Source organism: Aeromonas sobria (assembly GCF_006243315.1).
Classification (GTDB): Bacteria; Pseudomonadota; Gammaproteobacteria; order Enterobacterales; family Aeromonadaceae; genus Aeromonas; species Aeromonas sobria_A.
Map to the genome: position 1 here is coordinate 51,248 of NZ_NKWE01000063.1, position 14,802 is coordinate 66,049.

At 55.2% G+C, this 14,802-nt stretch carries 13 protein-coding genes; 1 reads left to right on the forward strand and 12 read right to left on the reverse strand.

Annotation, left to right across the window (positions count from 1 at the left end; all coding sequences use genetic code 11):
• Nucleotides 1–106: 106 nt before the first annotated feature.
• The 12 genes from trpS to tapM all read right to left on the reverse strand — a co-directional run bounded on the left by trpS (nucleotide 107) and on the right by tapM (nucleotide 11,972).
• Nucleotides 107–1,111 carry a tryptophan--tRNA ligase gene (trpS, locus tag CF137_RS19325; protein WP_139721037.1) on the reverse strand — a complete coding sequence of 335 codons (1,005 nt, stop codon included), beginning with the start codon at nucleotides 1,109–1,111 and terminating at the stop codon, nucleotides 107–109.
• A gap of 42 nt (nucleotides 1,112–1,153) precedes the next feature.
• Nucleotides 1,154–1,822: a phosphoglycolate phosphatase gene (locus tag CF137_RS19330; RefSeq protein ID WP_139721039.1), complete on the reverse strand. Its 669-nt coding sequence runs from the start codon at nucleotides 1,820–1,822 to the stop codon at nucleotides 1,154–1,156.
• Nucleotides 1,809–2,483, reverse strand: coding sequence for a ribulose-phosphate 3-epimerase (gene rpe / locus CF137_RS19335; protein WP_068977995.1), 675 nt, complete (start codon nucleotides 2,481–2,483; stop codon nucleotides 1,809–1,811). Before rpe ends, CF137_RS19330 begins: the two co-directional genes overlap by 14 nt.
• A 188-nt stretch (nucleotides 2,484–2,671) precedes the next feature.
• The gene (locus CF137_RS19340; protein WP_042020408.1) at nucleotides 2,672–3,544 is read right to left on the reverse strand and encodes a Dam family site-specific DNA-(adenine-N6)-methyltransferase; all 873 of its coding nucleotides are present in this window, start codon (nucleotides 3,542–3,544) and stop codon (nucleotides 2,672–2,674) included.
• 70 nt (nucleotides 3,545–3,614) lie between these two features.
• Nucleotides 3,615–5,204 carry an SPOR domain-containing protein gene (locus tag CF137_RS19345; protein ID WP_139721041.1) on the reverse strand — a complete coding sequence of 530 codons (1,590 nt, stop codon included), beginning with the start codon at nucleotides 5,202–5,204 and terminating at the stop codon, nucleotides 3,615–3,617.
• On the reverse strand, nucleotides 5,194–6,276 hold the full coding sequence (aroB, locus tag CF137_RS19350; protein ID WP_139721043.1) for a 3-dehydroquinate synthase: 1,083 nt from the start codon (nucleotides 6,274–6,276) through the stop codon (nucleotides 5,194–5,196). The genes CF137_RS19345 and aroB overlap by 11 nt, the downstream gene beginning before the upstream one ends.
• Before the next feature lie 14 nt (nucleotides 6,277–6,290).
• Nucleotides 6,291–6,809 (reverse strand): shikimate kinase AroK, encoded by a 519-nt coding sequence (aroK, locus tag CF137_RS19355; protein WP_042020402.1) that lies wholly within the window; start codon nucleotides 6,807–6,809, stop codon nucleotides 6,291–6,293.
• Between the two features lie 191 nt (nucleotides 6,810–7,000).
• Nucleotides 7,001–9,199 (reverse strand): type IV pilus secretin PilQ, encoded by a 2,199-nt coding sequence (locus CF137_RS19360; protein WP_139721045.1) that lies wholly within the window; start codon nucleotides 9,197–9,199, stop codon nucleotides 7,001–7,003.
• A 16-nt stretch (nucleotides 9,200–9,215) separates the two neighbouring features.
• Nucleotides 9,216–9,749: a pilus assembly protein PilP gene (locus CF137_RS19365; RefSeq protein ID WP_068977999.1), complete on the reverse strand. Its 534-nt coding sequence runs from the start codon at nucleotides 9,747–9,749 to the stop codon at nucleotides 9,216–9,218.
• Nucleotides 9,746–10,345, reverse strand: a complete 600-nt coding sequence (gene tapO, locus CF137_RS19370; protein WP_101325490.1) for a PilO family type IV pilus biogenesis protein TapO — start codon at nucleotides 10,343–10,345, stop codon at nucleotides 9,746–9,748. The genes CF137_RS19365 and tapO overlap by 4 nt, the downstream gene beginning before the upstream one ends.
• Complete coding sequence (tapN, locus tag CF137_RS19375) at nucleotides 10,342–10,920, reverse strand: PilN family type IV pilus biogenesis protein TapN (RefSeq protein ID WP_139721047.1); 579 nt, start codon at nucleotides 10,918–10,920, stop codon at nucleotides 10,342–10,344. Before tapN ends, tapO begins: the two co-directional genes overlap by 4 nt.
• On the reverse strand, nucleotides 10,908–11,972 hold the full coding sequence (tapM, locus tag CF137_RS19380) for a PilM family type IVa pilus assembly protein TapM (RefSeq protein WP_162515990.1): 1,065 nt from the start codon (nucleotides 11,970–11,972) through the stop codon (nucleotides 10,908–10,910). Before tapM ends, tapN begins: the two co-directional genes overlap by 13 nt.
• A gap of 302 nt (nucleotides 11,973–12,274) precedes the next feature.
• On the opposite strand from tapM, the gene CF137_RS19385 reads away from it, so the two are divergent.
• The gene (locus CF137_RS19385; RefSeq protein ID WP_139721051.1) at nucleotides 12,275–14,752 is read left to right on the forward strand and encodes a penicillin-binding protein 1A; all 2,478 of its coding nucleotides are present in this window, start codon (nucleotides 12,275–12,277) and stop codon (nucleotides 14,750–14,752) included.
• Nucleotides 14,753–14,802 lie beyond the last annotated feature (50 nt).

Sequence of the window (14,802 nt, forward strand, 5' to 3'; positions counted from 1 at the left end):
GGGATATTACCCACGTTGAAATAAAAAATTAAACAAAATAGCCGGGTAGAAAATAAAGAAAGCCAGGCAAATACCCAGCTCCCTTCTACTACACCTTCCCAGTATGTCAGGCTCGAGGAACGAAGCCGACTACATCATATACGCTGGTCAGGGTTTTTTCAGCTCTTTCACGCGCCTTTTGTGCCCCTTCAGCCAGAATCGCGATCAGATGGGCCTCATCCTGGCGCAGCTCGTGGAAACGTACCTGAATGGGCTCCAGCAGCGCGACCACGGCTTCGGCGGTCTCGGTTTTGAGGTGGCCGTACATCTTGCCTTCGAAGTGCTGCTCCAGCTCGGGGATGGAGCGACCGGTCACCCCGGACATCAGGGTCAGCAGGTTGGAGACCCCCGGTTTGTTTTCCGGATCGAAACGCACTACCGCAGGCTCGTCAGAGTCGGTCACCGCACGCTTGATCTTCTTGACGATCTGCTTGGGGTCTTCCAGCAGGCCGATGAAGTTGGCCTCGTTGTCATCCGACTTGGACATCTTCTTGGTCGGATCCTGCAGGCTCATCACCCGCGCCCCTTCGGTCGGAATGAAGGGCTCCGGCAGGGTGAACACATCACCATGCAGGTTATTGAAACGGGTGCAGATGTCACGAGTCAGCTCCAGATGCTGCTTCTGGTCGTTGCCGACCGGCACCTGATTGGCCTGATAGAGCAGAATGTCAGCGGCCATCAGCACCGGATAGCCGAACAGGCCGACGTTGACGTTGTTCTCGAAACGGGCGGACTTGTCCTTGAACTGGGTCATCCGCGACAGCTCACCCATCTGGGTGTAGCAGTTGAGGATCCAGCCCAGCTCGGCGTGCTGCGGCACGTGAGACTGGATGAAGACGGTGCTCTTCTTGGGATCGATACCGACCGCCAGATAGAGGGCCGCCGCATCAAGGCAAGCCTTGCGCAGTGCCAACGGATCCTGGCGGGTGGTAATGGCATGCAGATCAACGATGCAGTAGAGGCAGTCGTACTCATCTTGCATGTTGACCCACTGACGCAGGGCCCCCATGTAGTTGCCGATGGTCAGTTGACCGGAGGGTTGCGCCCCGCTCAATACAATTGGTTTAGTCATAAAAGTGTTAATCCTTGTGATTCAGCCAGCCCGGTTGCCCGATTAGACCAACAGTGCGTCGAGCTGGGAAAACTGCTCGAACACCCAGTCAGGATGGGAGTCTGCAATGGGGCGGCCATAGTTATAGCCATAAGTCAGCCCGACCACCTTCATGCCCGCCGCTTGGGCTGCCAGCACGTCATTTTCGGAGTCGCCCACCATCAGGGTGCGCGCCGGGCTCACTCCCAGCTCGCGGCACGCATACAGCAGTGGCTCCGGGCTGGGTTTTTTAACGGGAACGCAGTTGCCGCCGAGCCAGAGCACGAAGCAATCGCTGATGCCGAGGGCATCGAGAATGGGAGCAACAAAATCGCTCGGCTTGTTGGTGACTATCGCCTGCTGGTAACCCAGCTTTTGCAGCCGACGCAGACTAGGAGCAACACCGTCATACATGGCCAGCCCTTGCAGCAGACAGGCGTTGTAGTGCTGGAAAAAGATGGGGCGGGCCTTGGCAAACAACTCGGGATCGGCCGCACGATAAGCGAGCGCACGCTGGATCAGCTTGTCGGCCCCGTTACCGACCCAGGTACGGATCACGGCTTCGTCGGCCTGCGCCAAATCCAGATCAGTCAGGGTCAGATTGACCGCCAGCGCCAGCTGGGCGGCGCTGTCAATGAGGGTGCCATCCAGATCGAACAGCACCAGGTCAAATGCGCGCTCAGCGTGTGACATGAGCCAGCTCCGCACGCATCTTGTCGATCACCGCCTTGTAGTCAGGCTGGCTGAAAATGGCAGAACCGGCGACAAACATGTCGGCGCCCGCTTCGGCGATCTCGCGAATGTTGTCGACCTTGACCCCGCCATCGATCTCGAGACGGATGTCACGGCCGCTCTCGTCGATCAGACGGCGCACCTGACGCAGCTTGTCGAGGGTGCCGGGGATGAAGCTCTGGCCACCGAAGCCCGGATTGACCGACATCAGCAGGATCACGTCCAGCTTGTCCATCACATACTCCAGGCAGGAGAGGGAGGTCGCAGGGTTGAACACCAGACCCGCCTGGCAGCCCATCTCCTTGATGAGGCTCAGGGAGCGATCGAGGTGATCGGACGCTTCCGGGTGGAAGGTGATCAGGGAGGCACCCGCCTTGGCAAAATCTGGAATGATGCGATCCACCGGCTTGACCATCAGGTGCACGTCGATGGGGGCCTCGATACCGTAGTCACGCAGCGCCTGACAGACCATGGGGCCGATAGTCAGGTTGGGAACATAGTGGTTGTCCATCACGTCAAAGTGAACCACGTCGGCACCGGCAGCCAGCACCTTGGCTACATCGTCACCCAGACGGGCAAAATCGGCAGAGAGGATCGAGGGGGCAATCAGAAAGTCTTTCATCAGCATCATCCATTGGCAGCCAGGGAGAAAAAGCGGCGCAATTTTAACGTAAAAGGCAGGCGAACACGACTCGAATGCGGGGGAAATGGGGCAATAGGCCAGCGACCCCGTCCCGCCCGCGCTCCGGCGCATCGGGACACGGGCAAGCCACCCACAAAAAACGGCACCCTTGAGTGCCGTTTGAAGTGTTACGCCAGTGGCAACAGTTCGCTATCGCTGGGGTAGAACCCCTGCTCCGGCTCGATGCCGGGGGGATAGAGCGCCAGCAACTCGGCCACCTTGTTGCGGGTGCCGCCATTACGGCTGATGGTGCGCTTGACCAGGATCTCGTCGAGACGGGCGCCGCGATAGAGCTCCCGGGTCAGTTCGATATCGTGGTTGCTGATCAGCACCGGCACCCCCTTTTCTGCCGCCGTATGGCGCGCCAGACGGGCAAGTACAGCCTGATCATCCAGGGTAAAACCACCCGCCGCATAGCTGGTGAAGCTGGCGGTGGTCGATAGCGGCACGTAAGGAGGATCGCAATAAATCACCCAGTCCTCTTCGGCACGCTTGATCGCATCGGCATAACTTTCACAGATAAAGGTCGCCTTTTGCGCCTTCTCGGCAAAAGCCCACAGCTCTTTTTCCGGGAAGTAGGGTTTTTTGTAAGAACCGAACGGGACGTTGAAGCCCCCTTTCTTGTTATAACGGCACAACCCGTTGAAACCGTGTCGGTTGAGAAACAGAAACAGCAGTGCGCGATCGAAGGTCGCTTCGGTCTGATTAAACTGAATGCGCAACCGATAGTAGGCCGCTTTGTGATTGTTCTCTGCCACGAACAGCTTGCGAGCTTCAGCGATGAAGCGATCTGGCGTCAGTTTGAGATGGTTATAAAGACAGATCAGATCCGGATTGATGTCATTGAGCACATACGCATCGTAATCCGTGTTGAGGAACACAGACCCGGCACCGACGAAAGGCTCCAGCAACACACGCCCGGCGGGCAGACGCTCGGCGATCTCTTCAACCAGGGAGTATTTTCCCCCGGCCCATTTTAAAAAAGCGCGTGTTTTCTTCATGGAAATCCGGTGTGTAAGAAGGCAAGAACCAAAAAGGGGGACGATTCTACCCCCTTATTTGGTATCAAGGCTATTGCTTCAACTCTTTTTGTATCTGGGCAAATGACTTGGGCCAGGGCTGACCTTTGAGCAAGGCAGGGGAGAGCTTGCGAATGGCACTCTTGGCCGGATTCAGCCCGGCATAATCCCCTTGTAGCACCACATACCAGGGGCTACCGCGGAATTTGGTCTGATAGACCCACACCTTGCCCGCCAAACCATGCTCGGCGACAAACTGATCCACCGCCTTGGTGTTGCTCGCCCCCATTAGCTGGATGCTGTAATGATTACGCGGTTTTTGAGTCAGGGTTGCGACAGGGGTCAACGCCACTTGGGGGGCTGCTACCGCCGCAGGCTCACTGGCGACGGGGGCCGCTGTTGCCACGGGGGGCGTCGCTACACGAGCAGCATTCTGCGCGGGGGGATTCACCACGGGATTGACTGGCAACGTGGCGGCCACAGCACCACTGGCAGACATACCACTCGGGCTCTTGCCAGTCAGCTGGTCGACCACATCAGTGGGCAGTGCGCCACTCACCTTGGGCTCGGTCATCAGCTTTTGCACGACTTCGTCAGAGATCACCACCCGACGCCCTTCGTAATTACCGGATTCGGTGGTCAGGCCTTCATTTTCGACCGACTTTGGCAGCACTTTACCTTCCGGCTGCCAATCCTTTACCACACCATTCGGATTGCTCGCCGGGCGGCTGTCAACACCTTGGGTCACATTCGCCCCTTGCGCATTGCCAACGGTGAGAGGATCTTCCCCCGATACAGCAACAGGCAGGGCAGTGCTCTGTGCCGGGTCCTGCAGCGCGGGCTTGCTTGCCCCGTCAAATAGCGCCGGCAGCAGATAACTCAACCCCAGCAACCCACCGGCTACCACCGCAATGGAGACAGCTATTTTCTTGACAGGCAACTCTGCCTGACGCTTCTTGGGTCTTCTGTCGGTCATGATATCCTCCAATAACTGCATGATGGTGGACGGATGCCCATTCGCCGTTTTCAGAATCTCTTCCACGGTCAACTTGGGCAAGAGGGTCGCCGGGATCTTGAGCTCTTTGGCTTTCTCATACAAGAAGATGCGCTGCTCGGGCGGGCTCAGTGGCGACACTTCCAGCTCAAGGGCCGGCATGGCACGCCCTTTCAGCTGCGACTTCTGATCACGGCACCAGCTATCGCTACCTGACACCAAAATGGCCAGCTGATGCGGCATGGCCAGGGTGTCATTGTGTCGGCTGATCGCCCACAGTTCCGCAGGCAACTCGGCCGGTAATTGATCGGCACGTTCGATCATCAGCAGCAAGGTGGCCGGTTTGGCCCCCTCCAGCATGCGAAAGAAGCTCTCCGCCAGCGCATCCTGTGGGTTGAACAGCGGCCGCGCCACCACTTGTGGCAACAACAATTGGCGCACATCCACCATCTTCATGGCGGGCGTGCCGATCAGGCTCACCACCCGTACTTTTTCCGGCAACTTGCCAAGCAGGGATTCACACAAGGTGCCTCGACCACTGCCAGCCTTACCGGAAAGAAATATAAAGGGGTGATTGAACTCAATCAGATGCAGCAGCCGATCAGCCAGCTGCCGCTGGGAAGGAAGGTTAAGCAGTTTATTCGTCACGACCAGACTCAATCACCGCCAATAGTTCAGCATCAGATACATCGGCGACCACCTTGGCATGACCGATACCGACCGGCAACACCAGACGCAGCTTGCCTGCCAACACTTTTTTGTCACGACGCATATGGCGAATGAAGGCGGCAAAATCCATCTCGGCAGGGGCCTGAATGGGCAAATTGGCGGCGAGCAACAGGGCGCGAACCCGCGCAACGTCCGCTTCGCTCATATCGCCACGGGCCTGTGCAGTCCAGGCAGCCAGCATGGTGCCGGCTGATACCGCCTCACCGTGCAGCCAGTTGCCATAACCCTGTTCGGCTTCGATAGCATGACCAAAAGTGTGGCCAAGATTGAGTAGCGCGCGCACACCGTGCTCGGTCTCATCCTGAGCGACGACGTCGGCTTTGATTTCACAGCAGCGTTTGATGGCATAAGCCAGCGCGGCAGGTTCCAACTGTTGCAGACGCACCATGTTCTGCTCCAGCCAGCTGAAGAAATCAGCATCCCAAATGATGCCGTACTTGATCACCTCGGCCATCCCCGCGGCAAATTCGCGGGCAGGTAAGGTAGTCAGACACTCGGTATCAATAACAACCTGTTTGGGCTGGTAAAAAGCACCAATCATGTTCTTGCCGAGCGGGTGATTAACAGCAGTCTTGCCGCCAACAGAAGAGTCGACTTGGGAAAGCAGGGTGGTCGGGATCTGGATAAAAGGAATGCCACGTTGATAGCTTGCTGCCGCAAAGCCCACCAGATCACCAATCACCCCGCCCCCCAAAGCGATCAAGGTGGTATCACGCCCATGGTTAGTTTCAAGCAGAGCAGACATGATCTGCTCAAAGGTCGCCAGGTTTTTGTATGCCTCGCCGTCCGGCAACACCAGGTGTTCCACCTGAAATCCGGACAGCAGTGCAGTTACCCGTTCAAGATAAAGCGGAGCCACTACCGAATTGGTAACGATCATGACTCGCTTGCCCTTGATAGTCGATGCCAGCACCTCGGGACGCTGCAACAACCCCGCAACTATCTCGATGGGATAGCTGCGTTCACCCAGTTCGACCTTCAACCGTTCCATGGACGTCCTCTAGATTACATACCGATCAGCTTTACAATTTGATTGGCAACGATTTTTGCACTCTGATCATCAGTCTGGATGACAAAGTCAGCCACTTCTTGATAGAGGGCATTACGCTCTTGTGCCAAACGCTCCAGCACTTCGCGCGGCGGCTCTTCGGTCTGTAGCAGAGGGCGGCGTTTGTCTCGCTGTGTGCGCGCCAACTGCTTTTCAATGGTGGTTTCGAGGTATACCACGATACCGCGAGCAGAGAGTTTATTGCGTGTTTCACGACTCTTGATGGCACCGCCACCCGTTGCCAGCACGATCCCCTGCTGTTCTGAAAGGTCACCTATGACCTTCTCTTCGCGGATCCGGAACCCTTCTTCGCCTTCAACATCGAACACCCAGCCGATATCGGCACCACTACGGCGCTCAATCTCATGATCTGAGTCGAAAAACTCCATATGCAGTTGTTCTGCCAGATGTCTACCTATGGTGCTCTTGCCCGCACCCATGGGACCTATCAGGAATATATTGCGTTTCTCAGCCATGTCTTTTCGTTAGTAATTACAAACTGTACGACCCCGAAAACAACTCGTTCGGGGTACCTATGAACCTTATCTTGCGATGGATCAGGAGGGGGATTATCTCAATAGAAATCGGGACTGGCAACCGCAGCCCTCACGCCCCTGCCTCATTGGGGCGTAAGGTTATATGTGTTTTACCCTCACATGTAAAGCATTCAAAAGGCGTCAGTGACGATCCGCGGCGTTACAAATATCAGCAATTCCCGCTTTTTGTTCTCACTGGTGGTCTTGCGAAACAGCGCTCCCAATCCGGGGATATCACCCAGCAATGGCACCTTGGTCACATCACTCTTGATGGTTTGCTGATAGATGCCACCAAGCACCAGCGTCTCACCGTTGTTGACCAATACCTGAGTGGTGATGGACTGGGCATTGATAGAGACAGCATCTCCGGTACCGGTTGGCACAGTTTCCCCCTTGGTATCCTGAGTGACGGTCAGATCGAGAATAACCCGGTTATCGGGGGTGATTTGCGGCGTAACTTTCAAGCTCAGCACCGCTTTCTTGAAAGTCACTGACGTTGCACCACTGGATGACGATTCCACATAGGGGATCTCGGTGCCCTGCTCGATCAACGCCGGTTTCTGGTTCGCCGTGGTCACGCGCGGACTGGCGATAATCTCGGCCTTACTCTCTTTTTCCAGTGCCGACAATTCAAGATCCAGCAAAGTCCCATCAGCCAGACGAGCGACCTGGAAGGCCAGGGTACCAGCTGCATTGGTGACCGGCAGGTTAACGTTCATCCGATCATCGACGGTTGGCTTGGTGTTTGTGCCTGTACCGTTACCTGAGCCATCATTTCCCTCGATCGAGCCGGAGGTACTGTTGCCATGACCATCGTTCTTGGTCACCCCCCAACGGACCCCGAGCGCCTCGTCAAAGCCGTCATCAATAGTGACCATTCTCGCCTCGATGACCACCTGTTTAACCGGAATGTCGAGAATATCGAGCATCCGCTTGATGCTGCTGATGACATCGGCAGTGTCCTTGACCACCAACACGTTAGTTCGCTCATCCACACTCACTGCACCACGGGGAGACAGCAGTTTGGTGCTTTGGGAGGAGAGCAAGGCTGCCACTTCCGTGGCCTTGGCGTAGTTTATTTGCAGATACTCGGTATACAGCTGAGCCAGATCGGCGACCTGATTACGGCTCTCCAGTTGCTGCTTCTCGCGGGTCGCAATCTCCTCCGCAGGAGCCACCAGCAGGATGTTGTTATCCAACCGCTTGTCCAGACCACGTACCTTCAAAATAATATCGAGTGCCTGCTCCCAGGGTACCCCATCCAGACGCAGGGTGATGTTCCCAGACACCGAATCGGTCGTCACCAGGTTCAGGTTGTTAAAATCGGCAATCAACTGCAACACGGTTCGAACTGGAATATCTTGGAAGTTCAATGAGATGGGTTTACCTTGATACTGCTTCGCGGCGGTAGCTGCGGTGCGCTTTTTTACCTCGATAATCAACAGTTTGTCGGCCTGATCATAACGATAATCAAACTGGCCATTGATCGACAATTCAAACAGCGTGTCACTGCCCTGCCGAAAGACTTCAACCTGGGATACCGGGGTGGCAAAATCTTGCACATTGATGAGATTAAGCAAACTATCCGGTACACGGGTACCATGAAATTTGGCCAATACCGTTTGGCCACGACTGCTCACATCAACAGCAGCAGAGCTGTTATCAAGCGTCACCAAAAACTCCCCCTGGCCATCCTTGCCACGACGAAAATCGACCCCTGTAACGGTATTGAAATAGGCGCCACTGCCACTGCTCTGGTAGTTATTCAGGACCGGCTTGCTGGCGGGAAGCACAACAGGGGCAGATGTCGAGGCAACAGGCATCGACTTTGCAACAACTTGTGAATTAATAAGGGCAGAGGGTGCCACAACAGGCATCGCGGCGGGAGTCACTGCAGATGGTGCGATCAAGGCACTCTCGTTGTTGATCAAAGAAGAGGATGCCCCCTCACCTAACGAGACCAGCAGTTTATTGCCTTGTTGCTGAACCTGATAAGGTGCCAGTTGATCGAGGGCTATCTTGATATCAAGACCAGCCCCCTTCCCTTCCACCTTGATATTATCGACCCCCTGACGCTGGATCGGCAGCGGGTTGACCTTCAACGCACCCACAGCCCCTGGTACATGCAATAACAGTTGGTTGGGTTGATAAGAGAGACGATCGGTAAAGCCTGTGACCGGCTCACTGAAACTGAGCTCCAGCTGCAACTGATCAGCCAGCAATGGATTGACCTTGATCTCCTGCAGGGTTGCCACTGCCCACACCTGACTGAAGGCGCTGGCGCAAAACAGCAAAGCCACTTTGGATACACTCTCTATTGTTGTTCTCATTGCTGTTCGTCCCTGATTATTGTTTTTCTTGCACATTGGCCATGGCCAACTGGGTTTCTCTTGTGACCCAGCACCCCTTCCCGTCCGGGATGGTTTCTAGCAAATCCACGGCAGTGTCGGTGATCTTGATAACCCTGCCCTGATCCAGCCCCATGTATTGATTAAGCCCAACCCGCATCGACTGACCATCCGGCGTCCGGACCAATGCCCACAACTGACCTTTTTTACCTAGCGAACCTTGCATCGACAAACTGGCAAGCGAGTAGCTCTCCAACACTTCTTTTTCCCTCTCCATCACAGTCTGAGCGCAATCAGGCTTCAGTTTGGCAGTGCTGTCACTCCCGACGCTTGCCTCTGGCTGCGGCATCATAAAAGGGCTGCGCAGCTCTCGCTGCTGATAGCTCATAGGAGAAAAAGGCTTAAGTTCGGGCAAGGGTTCGATAGGGATGGGGGGTCTAGCCTTGACCTGTGCCACATAAGCATCCATATCCTCCTGGCCACCACACGCCGCCAGCAGGAGGGCAGGTAACAACCAGCAGCTGCGTTTCATTGTTTCGGCTCCACAGTTTTACCGTTGTACTTGTAGGTCTTGGCCAGCATCGACATTGAAATCAGGTCTCCCGACTCCTTGTTTTGGCCCAGAGTGAAAGAGTCGAGGATCACAATACGGGGCAAGGCGGCCATGTCTGCGGTGAATTTGCCAATTTCATGATAACTTCCCACTACTTCAATGCGCATCGGGAGCTCGGTCGAAAACTCGTGTTTGAGTTCCGGCTCCCAGTTTATCCTGTTCAATTTCAAGCCATTATCAGTAGCGATGAAACTCATGTCGTCCAATAGACCGGCCACTTCATGGGTATTGGGTAACTGCTTGAGCTGGGTATCAACCATCTGTTCCAGCTTGATCATTTGCGCCTTGTAGGCCCCCAGATTTGCTGCCAGCATGGCTTTACTTTCAAACTGCCCTTTCAGCTCAGTCTCCTTACCGGTTTCCTGAGTTAACCTGGTCAGCGAATTGGCGATCACATAGTGATAAATGGCTCCTCCGCTCAGCACGCAGCAAAACAGAATAAAGATCCCCTTTGCCCATTTTGGCCAGCTGGTTATGTCATTTAAATCCAGCTCGTTAAGTTGCTGAAGATTCATTGGTTCTCCTTGGCCACATCCGCTGAAACCGCAGCGTTGTTAGCGATCAGGAACATCATGGAAAACTGGCTCAGGGACACGGGTGCAACATCGGCTGCAAAAATAGTACTTATCTTCGACTGTCCCAACCAGCCGGAGGCATCGATCCGCCGCATCATGCTCGCCACCCGGCCATAGGCTTCGGTCTTGCCGTTGACATCAATGGTATTGCTCTGCATGGCAAGGGTATTGAGATACACGCCATTTGGCACCAGCTCAGGAAGCTGATTAAAGAGGCGAACAGGGACATTACGGCGCAACTGTAATAATTCGATAAGCTCCATTCTATCAATAAGCTCCTTACGGCGCTCTTTTAGCAGGCGAATTTCACCCAGTTGGGCATCCAGAATAGCCATCTCCTGCACCAGTCGCTGATTACGCTGTTGCTGGGTACTGATCTCGCGCTCAACCAACCAGTCGGCGAAGAACCCCAACGCCACCGTCACCAGAACAAACACCCCCAGTAAGGCACCAAACTGTTTTTTCTGCCGCTGCGCCCTGGCTTCACGCCAAGGTAATAGGTTTATATTTGACATGGTGTGAAACTCCTCAGAGCCAACCCGAATGCCGTCATGTACCTGGCGCCATGGCTCAGCTCGGCCTCACCTTTCGGTTTGCCAAATAACGCGAACAGATCCGGATGCAGCACCTCGCAATTCACCTCTTCCTTGACCTGCACCACCAAGCCGGGCAGCAAACTGCCACCACCGGTCAGTACCAGTGTCGATAATTCGCGATAACCGGACGAACTGCAAAAAAGCTGGATATTACGGCGTACTTGCTGCAGCAATAAATTGATATGGGGCATCAGCACATCCAGCTCATGATCGACCGGCAAGGTCCCCTTGGTTTTAGCCTGTTCAGCATCGTCCAGAGTCATGCCGTAAAAGGAGGAGAGCGCCTGACTATATTGATCGCCACCAAAATTCTGCAGACGGGAGTAGATCACTTCCCCTTTGATCAACGCCGCAAATGTCATGGCGCTGGCCCCGATATCGATCACCCCGACAGGCCGCTCACTGATCTGTAATTCAGGCAAACAAGTGACCACGGCACGACCCAGCGCATGGGCCCCCACATCAACCACCTTGACCACCATGCCCGCCTCGGCCAGGGCACTTACCCTGCCGTTGACGCTTTCGGTCCGAGCGGCACTTAGCAAGACATCCTGACGGTCATCATTATTGAGCGTGGGGCCAAGTACCTCAAAATCGAGGCTCACTTCATCGATGGGGAAAGGGATGATCTGCTCAGCTTCCAACTGCACCTGATTCTCCAGCTCCTTGTCGCCAAGACGAGCATCGGTCTGGATAACTTTGGTGATCACGTTGGAACCCGTCACCGCGGTGGCGGCATATTCACTGTTGCCAGCGATCAAGCGTTTGAGGGTTTTGAGAGATTGGCTGACTCGCTCGATATCTTGCAATTGATAATCGACCAGCGTCCCTTTGGGTGTAGGGATATCGGCAACCGATTCGAGATGTAGTTTGCCAGGGCGCCCACTGAGAGTGACGGCCTTGATGGTCTGACTGCCAAAGTCAATTCCCACCAGCGGCAAAAGAGAACCCTTATTGAATAGCCCAAACATATACACATCCATGCGTTATTGGGTTTTTTTTACTCATACTGAGTGTAGGACACACAATCAGAAGAGTCCTTCACTCATCCTAAATGCTCTATCTATCAATGTCATAAAGTTTATACCGAAAAGTGACCTGGTTCGCTTTCTTGGTGCCGGGTGGCCATCCTTGGTTATTGCGGCCCGTAGTGCTAACCTTTCGCCTCATTTTGAGGTGGGTGGCTTGCCACAGGAAAACCTCGAATTCCCGATGGCAAAAGGGCTATACTCTGCGCCCGTTGGCTAATTTTAAGACGATTGGTAGTTCTTCCATGCTGAAATGGCTCGTTCGCCTGTTTATTGTCATGATGCTAGGTGCTGCGCTGGGTGTTGCCAGCCTCATCGGTATCTACTTCTATATCAAACCCCAACTTCCTGATGTCACCGCACTGCGTGATGTCAAGCTGGCGACCCCTATGCGGGTTTACAGTCGCGATGGGGAATTGATCGCCCAATATGGCGAAATTCGTCGTATTCCGTTGCGTCTGGACGAAATTCCACAACCGATGATCGATGCCGTACTGGCGACTGAAGATGCACGCTTCTATGAGCACCCCGGCATAGATCCGATTGGTATCATCCGTGCTGCATCAGTATGGGCCGTCTCCGGTCATGCCCGTCAGGGTGCCAGTACCATTACCCAGCAGGTTGCCCGTAACTTCTTTCTGAGTAACGAAAAAACCATCATTCGTAAGGTCAAGGAAGTATTCCTGGCGTGGCGCATAGAGCAAAACCTCACCAAAAACGAGATCCTTGAGCTGTATCTCAACAAAATCCCGCTTGGTTACCGCTCCTTTGGTATCGGTGCTGCGGCTCAGGTTTACTTCGGTAAAGAGGTCAAGGATCTGGAGCTGGACGAGATCGCCATTATCGCCGGACTGCCTAAAGCGCCATCCATGCTCAACCCGATCCGCTCTCCCGAGCGCGCCTTTGCGCGTCGCAACGTGGTGCTGGGCCGGATGCTGGAAACCGGCAAGATCACCCAAGCCCAGTTTGACGAAGCCTCAAAAATGCCCATCAAGGCCCGTTTCCACGGCGCTGAAGTGACCCTCCACGCTCCCTATCTTGGCGAGATGGTGCGGCAAAAAATGCTGGAGCAGTTTGGAGAGGATGCCTACACAATGGGCATTCACATCTACACCACTGTGAGTGCTGAACGTCAGCGGGCAGCCAGACAGGCACTGTTGGATGGCATCTTTGCCTACGACATGCGCCACGGTTATCGCGGCCCAACAGCACAGCTGTGGAAAGCGGGTGAACCCAGCTGGGATTACGAGCAGATCGTGGCTCACCTTGGCAAGCAACCCACTTATGATCCGCTGATGGCGGCGGTCGTCACCAAACTGGGTGATCGCAACGCCACGCTGGTACTCAAGAATGGCAAAGAAGCGGAGCTGGGTTGGGACGGCATCAAATGGGCTCGCTCATTTATCACCGATGACCGCCAAAGCTATGCGCCCAAATCGGCGCGCGATGTGCTGAAAGTCGGTGCCCAGATTTGGGTAAGAGCAGAAGGTGAAAATCTGCTGCTGGCGCAAGTGCCCGACGTTAACGCCGCGTTGGTTGCCATGAACCCGAAAAATGGCGCGCTGGAAGCAGTGGTGGGTGGTTTCAGCTTCGAGCTCTCCAAATTCAACCGGGTTGATCAGGCCCGTCGCCAGATCGGTTCCAACATCAAACCGTTCCTCTATGCCACCGCGCTGGAGCATGGCTACACCCTGGCATCTCTTATCAACGATGCCCCCATCAACCAGTGGGACCCGTCAAAAGGTCCGATGTGGCAGCCAAAGAACTCACCGGCCGTCTATGATGGGCCAACCCCGCTGCGCCTTGGTCTGGCAAAGTCCAAGAACGTGATGTCGGTACGTCTGATGCGCGCCATCGGGCTGGATACCTATATCGATGGGCTGACCCGCTTTGGCTTTCCACGCAACTTTATCTCGCCCCATGAATCGCTGGCACTCGGTGCAGCCGAGTTCACCCCGCTAGAGGTGGTTCGCGGTTACTCGGTCCTGGCCAACGGTGGCTTCCTGGTGACCCCTTATTTTATCGACAAGGTCACCGACAGCCAGGAGAACACCCTCTATCAGGCTAATCCTGTCATTGCCTGCACCACCTGCGAACAGCAGGTGATGCCCGAGCAGGAGACCATGCAACAACCAGCAACGGCTGATAACACTGCGCAGCAAGATGGTTCGCGGACCCCGCTCGCACCAACCATTGCTCCCCATACCATCAGTGCCCAAAGCTCATTTTTGATCACCGATACCCTGAGCACGGCCATCTGGGGTGGCAATGGCTGGCGTGGTACTGGCTGGCGGGCAGCCCGCGACCTGAAACGTCACGACATTTCCGGTAAAACCGGTACCACCAACGAATCACGGGATGCCTGGTTCTCCGGCTATACCCCGGACATAGTCGCCACCTCCTGGATCGGTTTTGACAACCACCAGCGTGGCCTTGGCCGTGCCGAATTTGGCGGTGGCGCCGCGCAGCCTATCTGGATCGACTTCATGAAAGTCGCCCTCAAGACACTGCCCGAGCACAAGATGCCAGTTCCCGAAGGGATAATGACGGTGAAAGTTGACAGCGAAACCGGCCTGCTGGCGACCGGTGGCGGCAGCGACGAATACTTCAAGGAAGGTACCGAGCCGACCCGCTACGCCGCGCCCAGCTCGGATGGCAATCAGGTCTATGGCGGTGACAACCCTGATGTGGAAGGGCCCGTCTCCACCGACGATATCTTCTAAGCCCGCCCTCGCGGCAGAGACAAAACCGGCAGCCAAGGCTGCCGATTTTG

Bases quoted from the DNA above. Each gene is read 5' to 3' on its own strand.
- aroB (WP_139721043.1), bottom strand. From the start codon at position 6,276: ATGGAACGGTTGAAGGTCGAACTGGGTGAACGCAGCTATCCCATCGAG.
- rpe (WP_068977995.1), bottom strand. From the start codon at position 2,483: ATGAAAGACTTTCTGATTGCCCCCTCGATCCTCTCTGCCGATTTTGCC.
- tapN (WP_139721047.1), bottom strand. From the start codon at position 10,920: ATGTCAAATATAAACCTATTACCTTGGCGTGAAGCCAGGGCGCAGCGG.
- aroK (WP_042020402.1), bottom strand. From the start codon at position 6,809: ATGGCTGAGAAACGCAATATATTCCTGATAGGTCCCATGGGTGCGGGC.
- CF137_RS19340 (WP_042020408.1), bottom strand. From the start codon at position 3,544: ATGAAGAAAACACGCGCTTTTTTAAAATGGGCCGGGGGAAAATACTCC.
- CF137_RS19360 (WP_139721045.1), bottom strand. From the start codon at position 9,199: ATGAGAACAACAATAGAGAGTGTATCCAAAGTGGCTTTGCTGTTTTGC.
- trpS (WP_139721037.1), bottom strand. From the start codon at position 1,111: ATGACTAAACCAATTGTATTGAGCGGGGCGCAACCCTCCGGTCAACTG.
- CF137_RS19330 (WP_139721039.1), bottom strand. From the start codon at position 1,822: ATGTCACACGCTGAGCGCGCATTTGACCTGGTGCTGTTCGATCTGGAT.
- CF137_RS19365 (WP_068977999.1), bottom strand. From the start codon at position 9,749: ATGAAACGCAGCTGCTGGTTGTTACCTGCCCTCCTGCTGGCGGCGTGT.
- tapO (WP_101325490.1), bottom strand. From the start codon at position 10,345: ATGAATCTTCAGCAACTTAACGAGCTGGATTTAAATGACATAACCAGC.
- CF137_RS19385 (WP_139721051.1), top strand. From the start codon at position 12,275: ATGCTGAAATGGCTCGTTCGCCTGTTTATTGTCATGATGCTAGGTGCT.
- tapM (WP_162515990.1), bottom strand. From the start codon at position 11,972: ATGTTTGGGCTATTCAATAAGGGTTCTCTTTTGCCGCTGGTGGGAATT.